Source organism: Streptomyces sp. NBC_00539 (assembly GCF_036346105.1).
Taxonomy (GTDB): Bacteria; Actinomycetota; Actinomycetes; order Streptomycetales; family Streptomycetaceae; genus Streptomyces.
Map to the genome: position 1 here is coordinate 4,079,209 of NZ_CP107811.1, position 19,554 is coordinate 4,098,762.

The 19,554-nt window shown below is 74.6% G+C and carries 18 protein-coding genes; 14 read left to right on the top strand and 4 right to left on the bottom strand.

The window, feature by feature from the left end:
• Positions 1-2 precede the first annotated feature (2 nt).
• The 6 genes from OG861_RS18415 to OG861_RS18440 all read left to right on the top strand — a co-directional run bounded on the left by OG861_RS18415 (position 3) and on the right by OG861_RS18440 (position 7,249).
• Positions 3-1,382 carry an O-antigen ligase family protein gene (locus tag OG861_RS18415; RefSeq protein WP_329195961.1) on the top strand — a complete coding sequence of 460 codons (1,380 nt, stop codon included), beginning with the start codon at positions 3-5 and terminating at the stop codon, positions 1,380-1,382.
• Positions 1,379-3,262, top strand: a complete 1,884-nt coding sequence (locus tag OG861_RS18420) for a lipid II flippase MurJ (RefSeq protein WP_329195959.1) — start codon at positions 1,379-1,381, stop codon at positions 3,260-3,262. Before OG861_RS18415 ends, OG861_RS18420 begins: the two co-directional genes overlap by 4 nt.
• The gene (locus OG861_RS18425) at positions 3,252-4,028 is read left to right on the top strand and encodes a polysaccharide deacetylase family protein (RefSeq protein ID WP_329195957.1); all 777 of its coding nucleotides are present in this window, start codon (positions 3,252-3,254) and stop codon (positions 4,026-4,028) included. The genes OG861_RS18420 and OG861_RS18425 overlap by 11 nt, the downstream gene beginning before the upstream one ends.
• Positions 4,025-5,308 carry a glycosyltransferase gene (locus OG861_RS18430; RefSeq protein ID WP_329195956.1) on the top strand — a complete coding sequence of 428 codons (1,284 nt, stop codon included), beginning with the start codon at positions 4,025-4,027 and terminating at the stop codon, positions 5,306-5,308. The genes OG861_RS18425 and OG861_RS18430 overlap by 4 nt, the downstream gene beginning before the upstream one ends.
• A gap of 67 nt (positions 5,309-5,375) precedes the next feature.
• Positions 5,376-6,110, top strand: a complete 735-nt coding sequence (locus OG861_RS18435; protein WP_329195955.1) for a lipopolysaccharide biosynthesis protein — start codon at positions 5,376-5,378, stop codon at positions 6,108-6,110.
• Positions 6,107-7,249, top strand: coding sequence for a GNAT family N-acetyltransferase (locus tag OG861_RS18440; RefSeq protein WP_329195954.1), 1,143 nt, complete (start codon positions 6,107-6,109; stop codon positions 7,247-7,249). The genes OG861_RS18435 and OG861_RS18440 overlap by 4 nt, the downstream gene beginning before the upstream one ends.
• Positions 7,250-7,311: 62 nt before the next feature.
• Here OG861_RS18440 and OG861_RS34285 read toward each other — a convergent pair whose 3' ends face one another.
• A complete protein-coding gene (locus OG861_RS34285; RefSeq protein WP_443064463.1) occupies positions 7,312-8,946 on the bottom strand; it encodes a glycoside hydrolase family 26 protein in 1,635 nt (544 codons plus the stop codon).
• Positions 8,947-9,095: 149 nt separating this feature from the next.
• Between OG861_RS34285 and OG861_RS18450 the strand changes: the two genes are divergently transcribed.
• The 5 genes from OG861_RS18450 to OG861_RS18470 all read left to right on the top strand — a co-directional run bounded on the left by OG861_RS18450 (position 9,096) and on the right by OG861_RS18470 (position 14,629).
• Positions 9,096-10,493 carry a carboxylate--amine ligase gene (locus tag OG861_RS18450; protein WP_443056534.1) on the top strand — a complete coding sequence of 466 codons (1,398 nt, stop codon included), beginning with the start codon at positions 9,096-9,098 and terminating at the stop codon, positions 10,491-10,493.
• Between the two features lie 140 nt (positions 10,494-10,633).
• On the top strand, positions 10,634-11,911 hold the full coding sequence (locus OG861_RS18455; protein ID WP_329195951.1) for an NAD(P)-binding domain-containing protein: 1,278 nt from the start codon (positions 10,634-10,636) through the stop codon (positions 11,909-11,911).
• Between the two features lie 30 nt (positions 11,912-11,941).
• The gene (locus tag OG861_RS18460; RefSeq protein ID WP_329195949.1) at positions 11,942-12,265 is read left to right on the top strand and encodes a hypothetical protein; all 324 of its coding nucleotides are present in this window, start codon (positions 11,942-11,944) and stop codon (positions 12,263-12,265) included.
• 110 nt (positions 12,266-12,375) lie between these two features.
• Complete coding sequence (locus tag OG861_RS18465) at positions 12,376-14,379, top strand: SpoIIE family protein phosphatase (RefSeq protein WP_443056533.1); 2,004 nt, start codon at positions 12,376-12,378, stop codon at positions 14,377-14,379.
• 82 nt (positions 14,380-14,461) lie between these two features.
• Positions 14,462-14,629 (top strand): hypothetical protein, encoded by a 168-nt coding sequence (locus tag OG861_RS18470; RefSeq protein WP_329195947.1) that lies wholly within the window; start codon positions 14,462-14,464, stop codon positions 14,627-14,629.
• A gap of 139 nt (positions 14,630-14,768) precedes the next feature.
• On the opposite strand, the gene OG861_RS18475 is transcribed toward OG861_RS18470, so the two are convergent.
• Positions 14,769-15,197, bottom strand: coding sequence for a DUF6299 family protein (locus OG861_RS18475; RefSeq protein ID WP_329195946.1), 429 nt, complete (start codon positions 15,195-15,197; stop codon positions 14,769-14,771).
• A gap of 185 nt (positions 15,198-15,382) precedes the next feature.
• On the opposite strand from OG861_RS18475, the gene OG861_RS18480 reads away from it, so the two are divergent.
• Positions 15,383-15,997, top strand: coding sequence for a hypothetical protein (locus tag OG861_RS18480; protein ID WP_329195944.1), 615 nt, complete (start codon positions 15,383-15,385; stop codon positions 15,995-15,997).
• 68 nt (positions 15,998-16,065) lie between these two features.
• Positions 16,066-16,560, top strand: coding sequence for a DUF5949 family protein (locus OG861_RS18485; RefSeq protein ID WP_329195943.1), 495 nt, complete (start codon positions 16,066-16,068; stop codon positions 16,558-16,560).
• 83 nt (positions 16,561-16,643) lie between these two features.
• On the opposite strand, the gene OG861_RS18490 is transcribed toward OG861_RS18485, so the two are convergent.
• Together OG861_RS18490 and OG861_RS18495 are read right to left on the bottom strand one after the other, a co-directional pair.
• Positions 16,644-17,897, bottom strand: coding sequence for a cytochrome P450 (locus tag OG861_RS18490; RefSeq protein WP_329195941.1), 1,254 nt, complete (start codon positions 17,895-17,897; stop codon positions 16,644-16,646).
• A 60-nt stretch (positions 17,898-17,957) separates the two neighbouring features.
• Positions 17,958-19,112, bottom strand: coding sequence for a low temperature requirement protein A (locus tag OG861_RS18495; RefSeq protein ID WP_329195939.1), 1,155 nt, complete (start codon positions 19,110-19,112; stop codon positions 17,958-17,960).
• A 179-nt stretch (positions 19,113-19,291) separates the two neighbouring features.
• Here OG861_RS18495 and OG861_RS18500 point away from each other — a divergent pair, with 179 nt between their 5' ends.
• Positions 19,292-19,552, top strand: coding sequence for a hypothetical protein (locus OG861_RS18500; protein WP_329195937.1), 261 nt, complete (start codon positions 19,292-19,294; stop codon positions 19,550-19,552).
• The last annotated feature ends 2 nt before the right edge of the window (positions 19,553-19,554 follow it).

The window sequence follows — 19,554 nt, forward strand, 5'->3', positions numbered from 1 at the left end:
GCATGACCCTCGCCGCATCGCACGCCCGCCCGCGGGGCCGCCCGTACAGCGGGCCGCTGCTGCGCCGGCACTGGCCGCTGCTGCCGCTGGCCGCGACCGTCCTGCTGCTGCTCGCCCCGCTGCCCGCGGGGGACGCGAGCACCTCCGGCAAGGTCGGGCCGGCCGACGCCGCCTCCCTGCTGCTCGTGGCCGTCTGCGCGCTGCGGGCCCTGCAGGGCAGGGTGCGGGCGCTGAGCCCGCTCGGCGCGCTCGTCCTCGGGCTGCCCGCGGTGGGGCTCGCGGTGGCGACGGTGACGGCGGGGGACCCGTACGCGGCCCTGCCGGGGTTCGTGCGCTACCTCCAGGTCTTCGTACTGGTCCCGGCGGCGATCGTGCTGCTGGTGCGGGACGCCGGGGAGTTCCGGCTGGCCGCGGCCTGCTTCGTGGTCCTGGCGCTGGTACAGGGCGCATGGGGCGTCGTCCAGTTCGTCACCCACACCGGCGCCTCGTACCAGGGCGCGGACATCCGGGCGGTGGGCACCTTCGGCCCCGGCGACGTCATGGGCATGGCCACGGTCGTCGCCTACGGGCTGGTCGTGGCGACCGCTGCCGCCCTCGCGCCGGGGCTGCCCGGCCGGGTCCGGCGGATCGCGACCGTCAGCGCCGCGGCGCTGACGGTGCCGCTGGTGCTGTCGTTCAGCCGGGGCGCGTGGATCGCGACGGCCGGTGCGGCGGTCCTGGTGATGGTGCTCGCCGGGATCCGGCGGGCGCTCAAGGTGGTGGTGGCGCTGGCAGCCGTGGGCGTGGTGCTGGTGGGCGGGTTCGGGGTCGGCTCCGAGATGGTCACCGAGCGGCTGACCTCGATCACCCAGGTCTCCGACGCCCCCGACCAGTCGGTCACCGACCGGTACACGATGTGGGCCGCCGCCGAGTCGATGTGGCGGGAGCGGCCGGCCGCCGGGGTGGGCCTCAAGGGCTTCCCGGCCAACCGGGACGGCCACTCCTCGCTGGCGCTGTCCTCGGGCAGCGACACCGCGGGCGCCGGCCAGGCCTTCGTCAAGCAGCCGCTGCTGTCGCCGCACAACATGTACCTGCTGGTGCTGAGCGAGCAGGGACTGATCGGGCTGACGGCGCTGGCGGGCGGCTGGGCCGCGCTGCTGGTCGCGGGCCTGCGCCGGTACGCGGCCGGTGGTGAACGGGGCCTGCGCGACTGCGGGCTGATCGCGGTCGGACTGCTCGTGTGGCAGCTGACCGACTTCCTCTACGCCGACATCGGGGGGCCGTCGACCGTGCTGACCGGAGTGATCATCGGACTGGCGGCGTGGTGGGCCCTGCCCTCCGGACCCGGGGGTGCCGCCGTGCTCCCGGCCCGGCCCGTCCCCGAGGGGCCGGCCGGCCGGTGACCGATACGACGCCGTGGCGGCCCGCGGCCTCGGCGACCGACCTCGCCGGGGCCGCGGGCCGTCCGCCCGACCCCCAGCCCCCGTCGGCCCCGTCACCCGCCGAGCCGCCCGGGGAGCGCGTCCGCCCGGCCCGGGCCGCCCGCCCCGAGCCGACGGCGCCCGCGCCGGACACGACGGGGCCCGGCACGGACGGGAGCGGGCCGGCGGGCCCCGGCGCGGCGGCGGACGACGGGGCCGGGCAGGACGCGCGGCGCGGCGGGGGCGGACCGGCCCCGCTCGGGCGGTTCCTGGCCAAGGCCGCCGCCGTCACCGCCGGACTCACCGCGGCGGGGGCGGTGTTCGGCCTCGTACGGGACCAGACCATCGCGCACCTCTTCGGCGCCGGCCACGACAGTGACGCCTTCCTCATCGCCTGGACCGTCCCCGAGATGGCCTCCACGCTGCTCATCGAGGACGCCATGGCACTGCTGATGGTGCCCGCGTTCAGCCACGCGCTGGCCCGCCGGGCCGCCAGCCGGGCCGGGCGCACCCGCAAGGAGGCCCGTAGCCAGGACCCCGTACGGCTGCTCGTCGGAGCCACCCTGCCCCGCCTCGCCGTGTTCCTGGCTGCCGTCGCCTCCGTACTGGTCCTCGCCGCGCCGCTCGTCGTGGGCGTGCTCGCGCCCGGCCTGCCCGACCCCGAACTCGCCGTCCAGTGCACCCGGATGACCGCGCTCACCGTCCTCACCTTCGGCGTCGCCGGGTATTTCAGCGCCGCGCTGCGCGCGCACCGCTCGTTCCTGCCACCCGCCGCGATCTACGTCTCGTACAACGTCGGCATCATCGGCACGATGGTCGCGCTGCACGCCCTGTGGGGGGTGCGCGCGGCGGCCGCCGGGGTCGCCGTCGGCGGGGCGCTCATGGTCCTCGTCCAGCTCCCCGCGTTCCTTCGCAACGTGGGCTTCGGACCGGGCCGCGTGAAGGCGGCCCACCGCAGCGAGCGCGACCGCGACCGGCCGACGCTGATCGCCTTCGGGCTGATCGCCCCGGTCATCTTCTTCGCCGTGTTCCGCCAGTCGCAGGTGCTCGTCGAACGCTTCCTCGCCGCCTCCCTGCCGCCCGGCGCCATCTCGCACCTCAACTACGCGCAGAAGGTCGCGCAGATGCCGATGGTGCTCTCCTTGATGATCTGCACCGTCACCTTCCCCGTCGTCGCCCAGGCCATGGCCGGCGGCGAGCGCGAGAAGGCCCGCCGGCGCGTGGAACAGGACCTGGCACTCGCCTCGCTCGCCGTGCTGATGGGCACCGCCTTCGTCATCGGCTACGCGCCCCAGATCATCCAGGTCCTCTTCGAACGCGGGGCGTTCACCCACCACGACACCCAGGCCACCGCCTCCGTCATGCGCGTCTACGGCCTCGGGCTGCTGGGGCACTGCCTCGTCGGGGCGCTGAGCAGGCCCTTCTTCTCGACCGACCGGCCCACCTGGTTCCCCGCGCTCGCCATGGGCGCCGGGCTCCTCGTCAACGTCGTGGCCGGTGCCTTCGCCGTCGGCTGGTGGGGCACGTACGGGATCGCCGCCGCCAACGCCGCCGGCATCACCGCCACCGCCGCCCTCCTCCTCACCGGACTCGGCTCTCGGATCGTCCCCATCCAGGTCCGCCGGGTAGCCGTCAGCATCGGCCGGCTCGCCGTCGCCGCCTTCGCCGCCTGCACCACGGGGTGGATCGCCGGACCGATGATCCCCGACCCGCTGCTCAGCGCCGCGCTCGGCTGCCTGCTCGTCCCGGCCATGTTCGGGGCCACCGGGATGGCCATGCGGGCACTGGAGATCACCGCCCTGCCCGAACAGATCAGCCAGCTCACCTCCCAGCTCACCCAGAGGTTCCGTCATGCCCGCTGACACCGACACGGCGCCCGCCGCCACGGTGGTACCACCCCGTCGCACCCCGTCCCCGTGGATCCTGATGTACCACTCGGTCGCCGAGTTCACCGACCCCGCCGAGGACCCGTACGGCATCACCGTCACGCCGGGCGCCCTGGAGGCCCAGCTGCTGTGGCTGCGCTCCCGGGGCCTGCGCGGGGTGTCCGTCGGCGAACTGCTGCGGGCCCGCGACGCCGGGCGGGACGCCGGGCTCGTCGGGCTCACCTTCGACGACGGCTACACCGACTTCCTGACCCGGGCGCTGCCCCTGCTGCGCCGCTACGACTGCACCTCCACCCTGTTCGTACTGCCCGGGCGGCTCGGCGTCGACAACGTGTGGGACCCGCTCGGACCGCGCAAGCCGCTGCTCACCGCCGAAGGCATCCGCGAAGTCGCCGCCTCGGGACAGGAGATCGGCTCTCACGGGCTGCTGCACCAGGACCTCACCGCCACGCCCGACGACGTGCTCCAGCAGGAGCTGCGGGGCAGCCGCGAGCTGATCCGCGAGCTGACCGGGACCCTGCCCGAGGGGTTCTGCTACCCGTACGGGCACCTCGACCCCCGGGTCGTGGAGGCGACCGCGGCCGCCGGGTACCGGTACGCGTGCGCCATCGACCCCGGCCGGCTCGCGGGGCGGCACGCCATGCCGCGCACGCACGTCAGCCAGGCCGACGGCGGGGCCCGGCTGCGCGTCAAGCAGCTGCGCCACCAGGGCCGGCAGCTGGTGCGCGGGGTGCGCTGGTGAAGGCGCTGCACATCATCACGGGGCTGGGCGTGGGCGGCGCCGAACAGCAACTGCGGCTGCTGCTGCGGCACATGCCGATGCACTGCGACGTCCTGACGCTGACCAACCCGGGACCGGTCGCCGAGGGGCTGCGGGCCGACGGGGTCCGGGTCGTACACCTCGCCATGAAGGGCAACCGGGACCTGGCCGCGCTGCCGAAGCTGGTGCGGTTCATCCGGCGCGGCCGGTACGACCTGGTCCACACCCACCTGTACCGGGCCTGCCTGTACGGGCGGCTCGCGGCCCGGCTCGCGGGGGTCCGGGCGATCGTCGCCACGGAACACTCCCTGGGCGCGGCCGAGATCGAGGGCCGACCGCTGTCGGGCGGGGTACGGGCGCTGTACCTGGCCGGAGAGCGGCTCGGCGCGGCGACGGTGGCCGTCTCGGAGACGGTGGCGGCCCGGCTGGAGGCCTGGGGGGTGCCGGCCGGGCGGGTGCACGTCGTACCGAACGGGATCGAGGCCGCACGGTTCCGCTTCGACGAGGACGTACGGCGCTCCACGCGGGCCCGGACCGGGCTGCCCGAGCGGGCGTTCGTGGTGGGCGGGGTCGGCCGGTTGGTGCCGGGGAAGCGCTTCGACGTGCTGGTGCGGGCCGTGGCGGCGGTGCCGGGAGCACACCTGGTGCTGGCCGGGGACGGTCCGCAGCGGTCCGCGCTGCGGCGGCTCGCCGGGGAACTCGGGGCGCAGGGCCGGATCCACCTGGTGGGGGAGCGGGACCCGCTGGGGGACGGCGCGGACGGGCGCACGCCCGGGGTCGCGGCGCTGCTGGCGGCGATGGACGTGTTCGTGTCGCCCTCGCGGGAGGAGGCGTTCGGGCTGGCCGTGGTCGAGGCGCTGGCGGCGGGCCTGCCGGTGCTCCACGTCACCTGCCCGGCGATCGACGACCTTCCGGCGGCGCAGGCGCCGGGGGCGCGGCGGATCGGGACGGGCACGGAGGAGCTGGTCGCGGCCCTGCGGGGACACATGGAGGCGGGCGTGCGGCGCCTGCCGGTACCCCCGGTGGTGCGGCGGTACGACATCGCGGGAAGTGCGCAGCGGCTTCTCGCGGTCTACGACACGGTCCTGCCGGGGCGGGGCCGCGGCCCGGCTCCCGAGGGGCCGGAGCTGCCCCGGCCCGCCGGGCGGGACGGCCGGGGCGCCGCCCCGGGCCCCGCGCCCCGGACTCCCCCGGCGGCCGCCGCGGGCGCCCCCACGGGGCCGGGTTCGCCTCACGCGCCGGCCGTCACGTCCGGTGAGTAGTCCTCCCGCAAGGGTCCCCGTCCGGGGGCCGAAGGAAGTCCCCTCCACTCAGGAAGCGAGCACGCACATGGCCGACACCGCCGATCAGAAGAAGAAGTCCGACCACCGCCGCCGGATCCGCGTCCCGCGCCCGCCCGCATGGTGGCCGTTGCCCGCCTGCGCGCTGCTGGGGCTGGCCGCGGGCGGGGCGTACGGGGTGCTCAAGGCGCCCGAGTACGCCGCCACCAGCTACGTCGTCGCCGTCCCCAACGAGACCACCGAGCCCGCCACCGCGCTCGGCTTCGCCCAGGCCTACGCCCGCATCGCCACCAGCAGCTCCACCCTCGCCTACGCCCAGCCCCGCGCGGGCATCGGCGCCCGGCAGCTGCGGACGCAGGTGCGTGCGGAGACCTCGCCCGACTCACCGATGATCGCCATCACCGGCACCTCCAAGAGCCCGTCGGAGGCCGCCGACATCGCCAACGCCGTTGCCGACGCACTTTCCCTGAGCAGCAATCAGGCCGCCAAGAACACCGGCGTCCAGTTGATCCTGTTCAACCAGGCCGTCGCACCGGCCGACCCCGCCTCCCCGTCCGCACCCGTCAGCGGCGCCGTCGGCATGTGCGCCGGCGGCCTGATCGGCGGGCTGTGGCTGCTCGCCGCTCCCGCCCGGCGCCGCCGCGGGACGCCCGCCGCCGAGGGGGCCGTGGAAGGGGCGGTCGTGGACGGGGCCGCCGCGGAGGAGACCGTGGTGGAGGAGTACGCCTCGCTGCCCGCGCAGGGCGAGCCCGCCCCGGCCAAGGAGAAGGAGCCCGTGCGATGACTGCGGGCCGCACCGGGGCCCTGTCGGTGACGCTGTGCCGCGACCCCCGGCAGTTCGCCGCGCTGGAGGAGGAATGGAACCGGCTCCTGCGCGCCTGCCCCACCGCCACCCCCTTCCAGAGCCACGCCTGGCTGCACTCCTGGTGGCTGTCGTACGGCCGTGAGGGCAGGCTGCGGCTGCTCGTCGTACGGCGCGGGGAGGAACTGGTCGGCGCGGCCGCCCTGACGCTCGTGCACCGGCCGTTGCCGCTGCTGGTGCCGCTCGGCGGCGGGATCACCGACTACTTCGACGTGCTCGTGGCCCCCGGCCACGCCGACCAGGTCGTCCCGGCGCTGGCCCAGGGCCTGCACCGGGCCGCCCGCGGCGCCGTCGTGGACCTGCGCGAGGTCAGGCCCGGCGCCGCGGCCGAAGCCGTCTTCGAGGCCTGGCCCGGTGCCCGCGCCAAGCTGGCCGACTCCACCTGCATGGAGCTGCCGACCATGCCCTTCGACGAGCTGGTCAAGCGCATGCCCGCGTCCGGGGCGCAGCGGGTCCGGGCCAAGCTGCGCAAGACCGACGCCGCCGGGATCGAGGAGCACGAGGTCACCGAACGGGAAGTACCGGGGGCGGTGCGGACGCTGCTGCGGCTGCACGAGAAGCAGTGGCGCGGGCGCGGGGTCACCCCCGAGCACCTCAAGCCGCGCTTCGCCGAGCACCTCACGCGGGCGACCCGGCGGATGGTCCGGGCGGGCGAGGGCCGGCTGACGGAGTTCCGGCTGGACGGGAAGGTGGTGGCCGCCAACGTCACGCTGCTGTCGGCGGCGCTGAGCGGCGGCTACCTGTACGGGGCCGATCCGGACCTGCGCAACCGGAAGGTGGACATCGCCACCCTGCTGCTGCGCTACGAGACCGGCCGCGCCCTCGCCGAGGGCCGCCCGGTGGTGAGTTTCCTGCGCGGCAACGAGCCGTACAAGAACCACTGGCGGCCCGAGACGGTCGTCAACCAGCGGCTCCTGCTGTCCACGAACGCGCTCGCGCCCCTGCTGCGGCTGCACGAGTCGCAGCTGACGGGGCGCGAGCGGGCGGTGGACGCGTTGCGCGAGGCGCTGCCGGCCGCCAGGGACTGGCGGGCGCGGCTGAACGAACTGCGGGTGCGATGACGGGAGGGACGCGCCCGCGACCGTGCCGGTGCCCCGGCCGGAGCCGGAGCCGGGGCCGGCGGCTAGAACGGCCAGAGCGAGCCCTTGCTCCAGTCGATCTTGATGCAGACGGCCTGGTTGCCGACGAGCTTGGACAGCCACTCGCCGAAGTTGATCGGCACGCACCACTGGGTGCTGTTCGTGCCGGGCGGCTTCGGCTTGGGCGGCACCACGGGGAGGTGGGGCGCGACGGGCACCAGCGGACTCGGCACGACGGAGGGGGCGGGCGTGGGTGTCGGCGTGGGTGTCGGCGTGGGCTCGGGTGTGGGCGACGGCACGGGGACCGGGACGGGCACCGGGTCGGGGACGACGGGGTCGACCGGCGGGACCGAGGGGCTCGCCGGGGCCGGATCCGGTGTGCTCGGCAGCGGGACCGGGCTCTCGGACACCGGCGCCTCGGGAGTGGGGGAGGCGGGTGTGGGCGTGGGAGTGGGTGTGGGCGTGGGAGTCGGAGTGGGCTTCGGCGACGGGACCTGTGGGCTCGGCGCCACCGGTTCGGACGCGACGGGTGCCGGCAGGCTGGGGCTGGGCACGACCGGCGGCGTCGGGACCGCGGGCGGCGTCGGGACGACCGGTGGCGTCGGGACGACCGGTGGGGTCGGGACCACCGGCGGCGTCGGGACCACGGGCGGCGTCGGGACGACGGGCGTCGGGGTGACCGGGTCCGGCTTGCGCGGGGTCAGCGCGGTACGGAACGCCTGGGCCGACCGCGGGTTCGCCTTGCACTGCCACACGCCGTGCGGGCAGTAGTCCGTGATGGTGTGGTAGAGCGGCTTGTGCTGCTCGATCCACTTGAGCATGCGCCGTACGTACTCGGGATTGTCCCCGCGCCGGAACAGCCCCCACTCCGGGTACGAGATCGGCTTGCCGTGTGCTTTCGCGAAGTCGACGTGCTGCTGGAGCCCGTACGACTGGCTGATCTGCTCGTCGAACGTCCGGCCGGGGCCCTGGTCGTACGAATCCATCCCGATGACGTCGACCACGTCGTCACCCGGGTAGCACCGGGTCCAGCCGATCGCGTCCGAACCCCGGTTCGGGGCGAAATCGAACTTGAACTTCTGTCCGGGCACGGAGCGCATCGTGTTGACCACGCGCCTCCAGTACGCCTTCCACCTGTCCGGGTCGGGACCGCAGCGGTGGGTGTACGTGGCCCCGTTCATCTCCCACCCGAGCACGATGACGGTGTCCGGCACGCCCAGGTCCACCAGCCTCTCGGCGAGCTTGCGGAAGTGGCCGTCGTACTCGCCCCGCGCACCGGCGGCGATCAGCCGGGCCACCTGCCAGTCCGACACCCGGTCCTCGTTGCGGGCCTGCATGGGCACGTTGAGCACGAACATCCGGTCGTCGCGGGCCTGGCGCCACTCGGCCCAGTCCTCCAGGAAGTCCACGGAGCCCTCGATCCCGGCCCACCGGTCGCCGGGCAGATAGGTGTGCCCGACCCGGATCTCCTTGCCGCCCAGCCAGCGCGACAGGTACGGGATCCGCGCGACACCGGGCGGCCCGAAGTCGAGGTAGGCGCCCATGGCGATGTCGGCGCCGGAACCGGAGCCGGACGGCGGCTGCGGTTCCGGCGCCGCCAGAGCCGCGCCGGATGCGAGGAGTCCGGCCGTGACCGTACCGATGCAGGTGCTCGCCAGTCGGCGGTGTGGTCTGCGCATGGCATCTCCCGAGCTTCCTGAACCGGTGCGGTCACCAACGACGTTAGACATCACATCCGACGAATGGCCTGTCCGATGACCCATCAGTAGGCCATTCGCAGGTGCGTACCATTCCCGCTTGGTCCGACTAGGTGAAAGACACCGCTGCCATGCACGCGTTCGCCAACCATGTGCCCGCCGTACTGCTCAGACTCGATCGCAATCCGTTCCACCACGGAACCCTCGGCGCCGTCAGATCCCTTGGCCGCAGGGGCGTGGAGGTCCATGCCGTCGTCGAGGCCGGGGGAGGTCCCATGGGACGTTCGCGGTACCTGCGCGCCGCGCATCCGGGGCCCGAGGGAGGGCTGGATCCGCAGGCACCGGAGGCGTTGCTGGAGTGCCTCGTCGGGGTGTCCGAGCGGATCGGGCGGCCGGCGGTGCTGGTCGCGATGGACGACCTGAGCGCCATCGCCGTGTCGCGGATGGCGCCGATGCTGACCGGGCGTTACCGGATCCCCCATCAGCCCGACGGCCTGCCCGCCCGGGTGGCCGACAAGGCGGAGCTGTCCCGGCTGTGCGCGCGCTGGGACATCCCGCACCCGGAGACGGTGATCCCGGCGAGCGCGACCGAGGCCGCGGAGGCCGCGTGGCGGCTGGGCCTGCCGGTGGTGGCGAAGTGGAGCCGGCCGTGGCTGCTGCCCTCGGGCGCCGGGCTGCGGAGCACCACGCTGCTGCACTGCGCCGCCGAGGCGCGTCGGCTGTACGAGCGCTCGGCGGAGGCGGGGAGCCGGCTGCTGCTCCAGCGGTTCCTGCCGGCCGGTACGGACACGGACTGGTTCTTCCACGGCGCCTTCGGCCGGGACGGCCACCCGCTGCTGGTCGGCTCGGGCCGCAAGGAGCTGTCCTGGCCGGTGCGGACGGGGCTGACGGCGGTGGGGCGGTGGCTGCCGGACCCGGCGGTGGAGGAGGCGGGGCTGCGGCTCGCCGAACGGCTCGGCTACCAGGGCATCTTGGACCTCGACTTCCGCCGCGACGAGCGGGGCTGCTTCCGGCTGGTGGACTTCAACCCGCGTCCCGGAGCGCAGTTCCGGCTGTTCACCGACGCGAGCGGGCTGGACGTGGTGCAGGCGATGTACATGGATCTGACGGGGCAACGGGTACCGCAGCCGTCGGGCGGTCCCGGCCGGGTGTTCCTCGCGGAGAACTACGCGCTGCTGGCGGCCGTACGGGGCCGTCGCCTGCCGTTCGGCCCGCGCGCCGGCCGGGGCACGGCGACGGCCGGCCCGGTCGCGCCGCGGTCCGGCCGGGTGGAGGCGGCCTGGTTCGCCGCCGACGACCTGGCGCCGTTCCTGGCGATGCTGGCCGCGTTCCTCGGGCGGGGCGCGGAGAAGGGCGCACGGGTGCTGCGCGGGGTTCCCGCGCGGGGCCGGCGCACCGCCCGGATGGTGGTCCGCGCGCCCCGCCAGCGGGGTCGGCAGCAGCCTCCGGCCGCCTCGGGCGGCTCGTCGCCCCGCAGCGCCGCGCCGCCGGAGGCGCCGGCGGAACCGGACGAGCTGGTGACGCGGTGATCCGGTGACCCGGTGAGTCCGCCGGACCCTCCCGCGCCGCCCGCCGGGCCGCGCGGAGGGTTCCGGCGGCCGGGGCGAGGGCCGCTCGCACCAGGGCGCGGCCGGGCATCCATGGGACGGGAAGGACAGCGATGACGCGGATGGACGATCTCGTGGTGGTCGGCGCGGGACCGTACGGGCTGTCGATCGCCGCGCACGCGGCGGCCGCCGGGCTCGGAGTACGGGTCCTGGGACGGCCCATGGCGTCGTGGCGGGACCACATGCCCGCGGGCATGTACCTCAAGTCGGAGCCCTGGTCCTCGAACCTGTCCGCGCCCGCGGGGCGGCACACCCTCGCGGACTACTGCGCCACCCGGGGGCTGGCCGCCGAGCACGGCAGCCCGCTGCCGATCCGCACGTTCAGCGCGTACGGGCTCTGGTTCGCCCGGCACGCCGGCGGTCCCGAGGTGGAGGAGGTCACCGTCACCGAGGTGGCCCCGCGCGGCGACGGCTTCGTGGTCAGGACCGCGGAGGGGCCGCCGCTGCTCACCCGTACGGTCGCGCTCGCCGTCGGGGTCATGCCGTTCGTGAACCTCCCCGCGGCACTGCGCGACCTGCCGCCCGGTCACTGCTCGCACAGCAGCGGCCACCGCGACCTCACCCGTTTCGCCGGCCGCGAGGTCGCCGTCCTCGGCGCCGGGCAGGCGGCCCTGGAGACCGCCGCGCTGCTGGCCGAGGCGGGGGCCCGGCCGTGCCTGGTGGCCCGGCGCCGGCGGCTGGACTGGAACACCGTCCCCCAGCCGCTGGAGCGGCCCCTGACCCGCGCCCTGCGCGACCCGCACAGCGGTCTGGGCACCGGCTGGCGCAGCTGGGTGTGGTCGGAGCTGCCCTGGGCGGTACGGCGGCTGCCCGCGGCCACCCGGGAGCGGATCGCCGCCACCGCGCTGGGGCCGGCCGGGGCGTGGTGGCTGAGGGACCGCTTCGAGCAGCGGGTCCCCGTACTGCTCGGGCACCACCTGCACCGGGCGGTCGCCGTCGGCGAGCGGACCCGGCTGGGGCTGACGACGGCGGCCGGGGAGTCCGTCGTCCTGGACGTCGCGCACGTCATCGCGGCCACCGGTTTCGCCCCGGAGCTGCGCCGGCTGGAGCTGCTGGACGCAGGGCTGCGGGCCGCGCTGGCGACCGTGGGCGACGGCGGCACGCCCGAGCTGGGCCCGCGTTTCGAGTCCTCGTGGCCCGGCCTGTTCTTCGCGGGGCTGCTGACCGCTCCCTCGTTCGGCCCTTCCATGCGATTCGTGCACGGCGCCGGCTTCACGGCGGGGAGACTGGTCAAGGGAGTCCTGGAGCGCCTCGGCGGCCGGGGCGCGCTGCCGGGCTCCCCCGGCGGGACCGGGGTCGACCGGGCGCCCGCGGGGTATCCCAAGACGTATCTGCGGTGAGCGACGTCGGTGCGCTGAGAAGGGGTCGTGATGGGCGCGGAGCGAGCACAGGGCGGCGGCCGTGGCTGGGTACGCATTCCGGCGAGCCGCGGGGAGCAGCCCCCGGCCGGGCCCGCCCCGGGCCCCGGCCCCGGATTCGGTTCCGGTTCCGGCCCCGGATTCGGCCCCGGTTCCGGCCCCGGATTCGGCCCCGGCCCCGGCCCCGGATTCGGTTCCGGTTTCGCGTCCGGCGAGCAGCACACGATCTACCTCGCCCTCCTCTCGCGCTGGCGAGAGGCCGGGCGGACCCTTCCGGGGCATCCTGACGAGGAGTGGGAGCGGCTGATCTCCCAGCCGTGCTGGCCGGGCCGTTAGGTGGTGTGAGTCTCTTGGCAGCGGCGGAGCGATCCGACGGACCCGGGCCGGACGGCCCGGCATCACGGGAGCCCCTGACCGGGCCCGGGGAACGGCTCGCCCTGAACGGTATGGGCAGCTTCGACTGGAACCTGGGCACCGGGGTGCTGGTGCTGGACGACGCCGGCCTGACCGTCTTCGACCTGGAGCGGGCGGAGTTCCACGACACCCCGGAAGGCCTCGGGCTGCGGATCCCGGCCGATGACAGCGCGCGCCTCGCGGACACCGTGCAGGGCGTCCTGGACAGCGGGGAGGAGACGTACGGCGCGTACTTCACGGTGCGCCGGCGCGACGGCCGCGACCAGTGGACGCACACGCAGGGCCGGGTGCTGCGCGATGCGGGCGGCAGGCCCGTACGGATCATCGGGATCGTCCGGGACGCGACGGCCGAACTCGCCCAGCTGACCGCCCTGCGGAAACTGGAGACGGCCCGCGCCCACCAGGCGACCATCGTGCAGCGCACCACGGAGGCCCTGTCCCGGGCGGTGACCGTGGACGACGTGACGGCCAGCCTGACCGGCGCGGGCGCGCTGGAGCGGCTCGGCGCGGACGGGCTGGCGCTGGGGCTGGTCGAGAACGACGCCATCAAGATCATCGCGTTGAGCGGGGAGAGCCTGGAGATCCTCAGCGAGCGGCAGTTCACCCGGCTGGACGGTTCGCTGCCGCTCTCGCACGCGGTGGTCACCCGGGAGGCGCGCTTCGTCACCTCGCTCACCGACCTCGCGGCCGAGTTCCCGCTGCTCGCGGACTACCTCGCCCGGATCCCGTACGACGCGGCCGCCTACCTCCCGCTGATCGCGCAGGCCAAGGCGATCGGCGGGCTGGTGCTGTTCTACCGGCGGCGCAGCGAGTTCAGCCCCGAGGAACGCAACCTGTGCCTGGGCCTGGCCGGCATCGTGGCCCAGTCGCTCCAGCGGGCCCTGCTCTTCGACCAGGAGCGGGAGTTCGCCACCGGCCTCCAGGCCGCGATGCTGCCCCGCCGCATCCCCGGGATCAGCGGCGGGGAGATCGCCGTGCGCTACCACTCGGCCTGGAGCGGGCGCGAGGTCGGCGGGGACTGGTACGACGTGATCGCGCTGCCCCGCGACCGGGTCGGCATCGTGGTGGGCGACGTACAGGGCCACGACACGCACGCGGCGGCCATCATGGGCCAGCTGAGGATCGCGCTGCGGGCCTACGCGGGCGAGGGGCACCCCCCGTCCACGGTGCTCGCCAGGGCCTCGCGCTTCCTCGCCGAGCTCGACACCGAACGCTTCGCGACCTGCATGTACGCGCAGGTGGACCTGGAGACGGGAGGCGTACGGGCGGTCCGCGCGGGCCACCTCGGACCGCTGATCCGGCACACCGACGGCCGAACCGGCTGGCCCAACGTGCGCGGCGGCCTGCCGCTCGGACTGGCTTCGGTGTTCGAGCAGGAGGAGTTCCCCGAGACCCGCCTCGACCTGGTGCCCGGAGAGACGCTCGTGCTGTGCACCGACGGGCTCGTGGAGGAACCCGGGACCGCCATCACGCAGGGCATGGAGGCGCTCGCCCACGCGGTGCGCAGCGGCCCCGAGGACGCCGGTGCCCTCGCCGACCACCTCTCGGACCGGCTCTGGGAGCGCTGGGGCTCCGGGGACGACGTGGCCCTGCTGGTGCTGCGCCGGGCCCCCGACCCGGGCACGCACCGCGCTCCCCGGATCCACCAGTACATCCACCAGGCCGACCCGGAAGGCCTCTCGGAGGCCCGCTACGCCCTGCGGCAGGCGCTGCGCGACTGGGGCATGCCGGAGCTCGCCGACGACGTGGAGCTGGCGGCCGGGGAGCTGCTGGTCAACGCCCTGCTGCACACCGACGGCGGGGCCGTGCTGACGATGGAGGTGCTGCCCGAGCCGGTCCGGCGGATCCGGCTGTGGGTCAAGGACCGCTCCAGCGTGTGGCCGCGCCGGCGCACCCCGGGGGAGTCGGCGACCACCGGGCGCGGGCTGCTGCTGGTGGACGCGCTGGCCTCGCACTGGGGGGTGGAGTCCCGGGGCGAGGGGAAGGCCGTCTGGTGCGAGTTCGAGGCGACGGGCGTGCCCCACGGCGGAAAGTGACGGGAATGTCACAGGTTGTGCGGTTCGGGGTGTGGGGTGATGATGCGGCCATGGAACCGACGTGTGACGCGGGGACCGTGACGTGCGCCGCCTGAACGGGCGTGCCGCCACCGGGATCCTCGCACTGCTCCTGCTGCTGGCCGGCGTCCCGGCCGTCGTGGACTGGACGACGGGCCGCCCGCACGCGGAGCCGGGCTGCCAGACGGTCGCCTTCATGTCGATGACCGGCGCCGCACCCCGTTGCCGCTGACGGCCCGGCTCGCGGGAGGACGCCGTCGCCGTCGGCCCGTTGCCGACGGCCTCGCGTATGACCCGGCCGCGGCCGTCCCTCCCGGTAGCGGCGGCTACCGGAGGGGCCGGCGCTATACCTGCCGGGCTCTCGGCCCCGGTCACCGGTGGTCGACCACCTCGGCGCCGTGGACGTCCTCCGCCAGGGTGTCGACCGACTTCGGCATGATGCCGCCGGCCCGGTTGACCCGCTGGAGCCGCGCCTCGACGCCCGCCTCACCGGCGTGCAGGCCGGGGGTCCAGGCGAGCCTGGCGTGGCTGTGCCAGCTGTGCTCCGCGCCGTCGCAGACGGGCTCCTCGTCCGCGTTGCCGCCGAGGCGGACCGAGTCCTGGACGACCACGGTCATCAGCTGCACCGCCCCCGCGGGTGAGGGGTCGTTGCAGACGTACGTCCCGGAAAGGGTGATCGTGCCCTCCGGCGTGATGTGGGCGTACGGGCGTACGGAAATCGAATTGTCGTAAGAGGTGGCGGTGGCCGGGGTGGCGCATACCGCTGCGGCGGCCAGTGCGGAGAACGCGGACAGAGCCATTCGGGGGCCGGTCAGGGCCATCATTCCTCCAGGTGGATGTGGGTGGCGGAATTCCGCCGGAACGCATTGTGCTGGCAGTCGGGCGCCGATGTGCTTCGCCGGCTCGTGTCGGTGTGTGCAATTTCCCGCCCGGCCGCGTGAAACTGGCCGGAATACATCCCCGAAGATCCCCGAAGGGATCCCGTATGCGCAGCCACTCCGCTTCCGCCCTCGCCGTCGCCGCCCTCCTGCCCTGCCTGCTGTTCGGTGCCACCGCCTGCCAGAGCGCGCCCGCGGGGGAGGCCCCGGCCCCCGCGGCGGCGCCCGGGGTCCCGGTGGACGACGGGGCGCCCGGCGCCGGTGAGGATCCGGCCGGGTCCGGCGCGCAGGCCCAGGCCGGCGCCGCGAAGGACGCTCATGTGGGTGAGTCCGTACGGGTGCGGGGGCGCCAGGTGGGCCGTCACCTCCAGGTGGTGCTGAACGCGTACGTGGACCCGGCCGTCAGCGTCGACAAGAACTTCGCGCCGGCCGCCGGGACGCGCTGGGCGGCCGCCTCGATGTCGTTCGTCAACGTGGGCGGCGCTTCGTACGGGGCGCTCGGGCGCATGTGGGCGTACGACAGTGCAGGCGGCCGGCACGCGGTGGTGCCCACCGGTGAACTGACGACGGGCAAACCGCTCGTCTTCGATTCCCTCGCGGTCGGCGAACGGGCCGAAGGGTGGGTGGTGTTCGAAATCCCGGAAAAGGTGCGCGTCGTACGGCTCCAGTACCAGGACGCGAACATCCAGGCGAATTCCGGCGGGGGATTCTGGGCGGTCTAGCGGCGTCGTAGCCCGCGCGGGTGAAAGGCCGTGAAAGGGCCGTGGGAGAGAGCACTAAGGTGCGGCGCATGACTTCAACCCAAGCCGAAATCGACCGGTCCGAACTCGGCACCCTCTCGGTGCTCGCCTGGATCGGCGACCCCTCCGAAGGCCACGACATCCCCTACCTCCTCGCCTACACCCTCGGCGACGGCCCGAAGGGCAAGGAGGCCGGTGAGGCGGCCGCCCGCGGGCTGCTGGAGGAGATCGGGCTGCCCATCGGCGACGTGGTCATGGACGGCACCCGCAGCCCCTCCACCTTCGCGGTGAAGATCCTGCTGGCGGGCAACCAGGTCGCGCTCACCCTGCCCGGCCTGAACGCCACCTGCACCGCCCCCGACGAGTGGGTGACGGCGGCCGGCGAGAGCGGGCAGGCGTACTTCCTCTTCGCCACCACCGCCTGGCCCGAGGCCGTCCCGGGCCGGCCGGTGAGCCCGGAGCTGCTCCAGGCGTTCGCGGGTGACGAGGCGGTGCTGACCAGCAGCGCCCACTGCGTCATCACGGTGCAGAGCCTGCGCCAGTAGCCCGGCGCACCTTTCTCCGGCCGCCGGGCCCCCAGCCCGCCCGGCGGCCGGCACCCGCCGCACCGCTTCGAACCGCCCTCTCGTCAGGGCTGGTCGAAGGAGAACCGGAGCGAGCGGACCCGGTTGTCGAAGCTGGAGCCCGCCAGATCGGGCAGGCCCGCCGCCCGCAGCCCCACCGGCCGGGTCAGGAGCTCCCGGAACAGCGCTTTCATCTCCACCCGGGCCAGATGCGCGCCCAGGCAGAAGTGCGGGCCGCCGCCCCCGAACCCCAGGTGCGGGTTGGGCGAGCGGGTGATGTCGAAGGCGTCCGGGTCGGGGAAGACGGCCTCGTCACGGTTGGCGGAGGCGTAGTACAGCACCACCTTGTCGCCCGGCCGGAACAGGTGGCCGCCCAGCCGGTGTTCGGCGATCACCGTCCGGCGGAACTGGATGATCGGCGTCGAGTGGCGGACCATCTCGTCCACCGCCCCGTCGGCGTACGTCTCGAAGTCGCCGAGCAGCAGGCCGCGTTGGTCGGGGAAGTCGGTGAGCAGGGTCAGGCCGTGCGTGATGGCGTTGCGGGTGGTCTCCACCCCCGCCACCATCAACAGCGAGAAGAACGCGCCCAGCTGCCGCGCCCCGAGCGCCTGGCCGTCCACGTTCGCGCAGATCAGCGCGGAGATCAGGTCGTCCTGAGGGTTCCTGCGCCGCTCGCGCCCGATGCCCGCGACCATCCGCTGCATCCGGGCCAGCGCCCGCAGCCCCCGGCCGGGCATCCGCAGCCGGGCCGCCAGGCCGCGCTCGACCCCGATGTTCTCGGAGGCGTGGTTGACCCGGTCGGCGATCTCCGGCCGGTAGCGCTCCGGGATGCCCATCATGTTGCAGATGACCTCCAGGGGCAGCCGGGAAGCCACGGCCGAGACGAACTCGTCGGGCCGGTGCGCCAGTACGTCGTCCACGATCCGGGCCGCCACCGCGTGGATGTCCGCCTCGGCCGCGGCCAGCAGCCGGGGCGTGAAGGCGCGCTGCACGATCTTCCGCAGCTGCGCGTGGTCCGGCCCGTCCAGATTGACCATGGAGTCCCCGAACAGTGCCCGCACCCAGCGGGCCGGTTCCGGGGTGGTGACCCCGGGCGCGCTGGCGAACACCTTCGGCAGCCGGCTCGCCTCCTGCACGTCCGCGTGCCGTACCAGCGCCCAGTGGCCGCGCCCCCGGCCCTCGGGGACGAACACCGGGGCGTCCAGCGCCCGCAGCCGGGCGAAAGCGGCCAGGCGGTCATCGGGGGGCAGTTGCCAGAAGGCCGGATCGGCCAGCTCCTGCCCGGGCCGGTCCGCGTACCGCTGTGCCGGGACTGTCATGGCCCGCACCTTCTTCCTCGTCGTCGGCGCAGTCGCCGTGCCGCCCCCGACCGTCTGTACTCACGCACCAGAACGCGTCCGCTCGGTCAAGGTCACGCCCACCGCCACCGAGGCCCCCATGACCAGGCCGGCCCACAGCACCGCGTCCTCCCCGCTCCAGGAGCAGGCCAGGATCGCCAGCGCGGAGAGCGGCAGCAGCAGTTGCTGGGCCGTCGTGCGCTTGAAGTGGCGGGCGTGCAGGAACCAGACGGCGACCAGATACAGGGCGGTGGGTACGGTGACCGTCAGATTCGCCGCCAGCTGCGAGATGTGGGCCTTGCCCACCGCCTGCTCGACCGCCACTTCCATCCCGGCGCCGACGGCCGCCGCCGCACCGAGGATCACGTAGTGCCCGTAACCCCAGGGGATCGCCTGGCGGTTGCCGGACAGCCGCTCGTGGGCGGGAACCGCGAAGTAGATCCACCAGGCGGAGAAGACGATCAGCAGGCCGCCGGCCGCGATCGGCAGCAGCACGCCCAGAGCCTCCTGCTCGTCGAGGGCGGACTGTACGGCGACGGTGCTCGCCGACACCGTCTCGCCGAGGACGATCAGCGTGAACAGGCCGTACCGCTCCACGATGTGGTGCGGGTGCCAGGCCGTCTGGTGACGCCTCTCGGCGATCAACGGGACGGAGAGCTCGGCGGCCACCAGCACCAGGAACAGCCAGCGCCGTGCGCCCGCGGGAGCCGCGAGCAGGGCGATCCAACCCGCCTGGCACACCACCAGACCGGCGGCGTACATCAGTGCCGAGCGCCGGGCCGGTCCGCTCTCGCCCGCGGCGGCGCGCAACCACTGCGCGGTCAGCGCGATGCGCATCACCACGTAGCCGAAGACCGCCACGGTCCAGTCCTGGGCGTCGAAGGCCCGCGGCACCCCGGCCGCGTAGATCAGCACGCCGGCGATCTGGACCAGGGTCGCCACCCGGTACGGGATGTCGTCGCAGTCGTAGGCGGAGGCGAACCAGGAGAAGTTGAGCCAGGCCCAGAACACCCCGAAGAAGACGAAGAGGTAGCCGGTGATGCCGGCGCCGAAGTGCCCCTCGGCCAAGGCGTGGACCAGCCGTGCCCCGGCCTGGGCGACCGCGACGACGAAGCAGAGGTCGAAGAACAGCTCCAGCGGCGTCGCGGTCCGGTGCGCCTCGTCCGGGCGCCGGGCGGTCATTCGTACGTACAACATGGCGCCCAGGACAGCAGCCGGACGCCGGCCGGCACCCGAGGCGCGCGGGTCCGCGGTGAAACGGGGTACCGCTCGCGGGCCCGCGTCCCGGGGTGTGCGCCGGTGGGGCTGTGCCGCCCCGCGGGCGGGGTCCGGCGGCTGACCGGTGGCCCCGGCGGGAGCGAACGTACCCTGGGGGCATGAGCACCGCCCCCGCCTCCGACCGCCAGGACCCCGCGGACCCCTCGGGTTCCCCCACGACCGGGCCCGGGGCCGCCGCGCCCGCCGCCGCGGCGGCGAAGCCCAAGCCCAGGCCCAAGCCGAAGCTCGACTTCGGTGACCCCCTGGACCAGCAGTCCTCGGACGACACGGACCGCGGCTGGGGCGAGCGGCCCCCCGCCGGCGGCAGCGCGGCCGACCTGGCCCGCTTCCTCGACGAGAAGCCCCCGCACCACGTGTGAGC

Excerpts from the sequence above, each read along its gene's own strand:
- OG861_RS18415 (WP_329195961.1), top strand. The coding sequence starts at position 3 with ATGACCCTCGCCGCATCGCACGCCCGCCCGCGGGGCCGCCCGTACAGC.
- OG861_RS18425 (WP_329195957.1), top strand. The coding sequence starts at position 3,252 with ATGCCCGCTGACACCGACACGGCGCCCGCCGCCACGGTGGTACCACCC.
- OG861_RS18435 (WP_329195955.1), top strand. The coding sequence starts at position 5,376 with ATGGCCGACACCGCCGATCAGAAGAAGAAGTCCGACCACCGCCGCCGG.
- OG861_RS18440 (WP_329195954.1), top strand. The coding sequence starts at position 6,107 with ATGACTGCGGGCCGCACCGGGGCCCTGTCGGTGACGCTGTGCCGCGAC.
- OG861_RS34285 (WP_443064463.1), bottom strand. The coding sequence starts at position 8,946 with ATGCGCAGACCACACCGCCGACTGGCGAGCACCTGCATCGGTACGGTC.
- OG861_RS18450 (WP_443056534.1), top strand. The coding sequence starts at position 9,096 with ATGCACGCGTTCGCCAACCATGTGCCCGCCGTACTGCTCAGACTCGAT.
- OG861_RS18455 (WP_329195951.1), top strand. The coding sequence starts at position 10,634 with ATGGACGATCTCGTGGTGGTCGGCGCGGGACCGTACGGGCTGTCGATC.
- OG861_RS18460 (WP_329195949.1), top strand. The coding sequence starts at position 11,942 with ATGGGCGCGGAGCGAGCACAGGGCGGCGGCCGTGGCTGGGTACGCATT.
- OG861_RS18465 (WP_443056533.1), top strand. The coding sequence starts at position 12,376 with ATGGGCAGCTTCGACTGGAACCTGGGCACCGGGGTGCTGGTGCTGGAC.
- OG861_RS18475 (WP_329195946.1), bottom strand. The coding sequence starts at position 15,197 with ATGGCTCTGTCCGCGTTCTCCGCACTGGCCGCCGCAGCGGTATGCGCC.
- OG861_RS18480 (WP_329195944.1), top strand. The coding sequence starts at position 15,383 with ATGCGCAGCCACTCCGCTTCCGCCCTCGCCGTCGCCGCCCTCCTGCCC.
- OG861_RS18485 (WP_329195943.1), top strand. The coding sequence starts at position 16,066 with ATGACTTCAACCCAAGCCGAAATCGACCGGTCCGAACTCGGCACCCTC.
- OG861_RS18490 (WP_329195941.1), bottom strand. The coding sequence starts at position 17,897 with ATGACAGTCCCGGCACAGCGGTACGCGGACCGGCCCGGGCAGGAGCTG.
- OG861_RS18495 (WP_329195939.1), bottom strand. The coding sequence starts at position 19,112 with ATGTTGTACGTACGAATGACCGCCCGGCGCCCGGACGAGGCGCACCGG.
- OG861_RS18500 (WP_329195937.1), top strand. The coding sequence starts at position 19,292 with ATGAGCACCGCCCCCGCCTCCGACCGCCAGGACCCCGCGGACCCCTCG.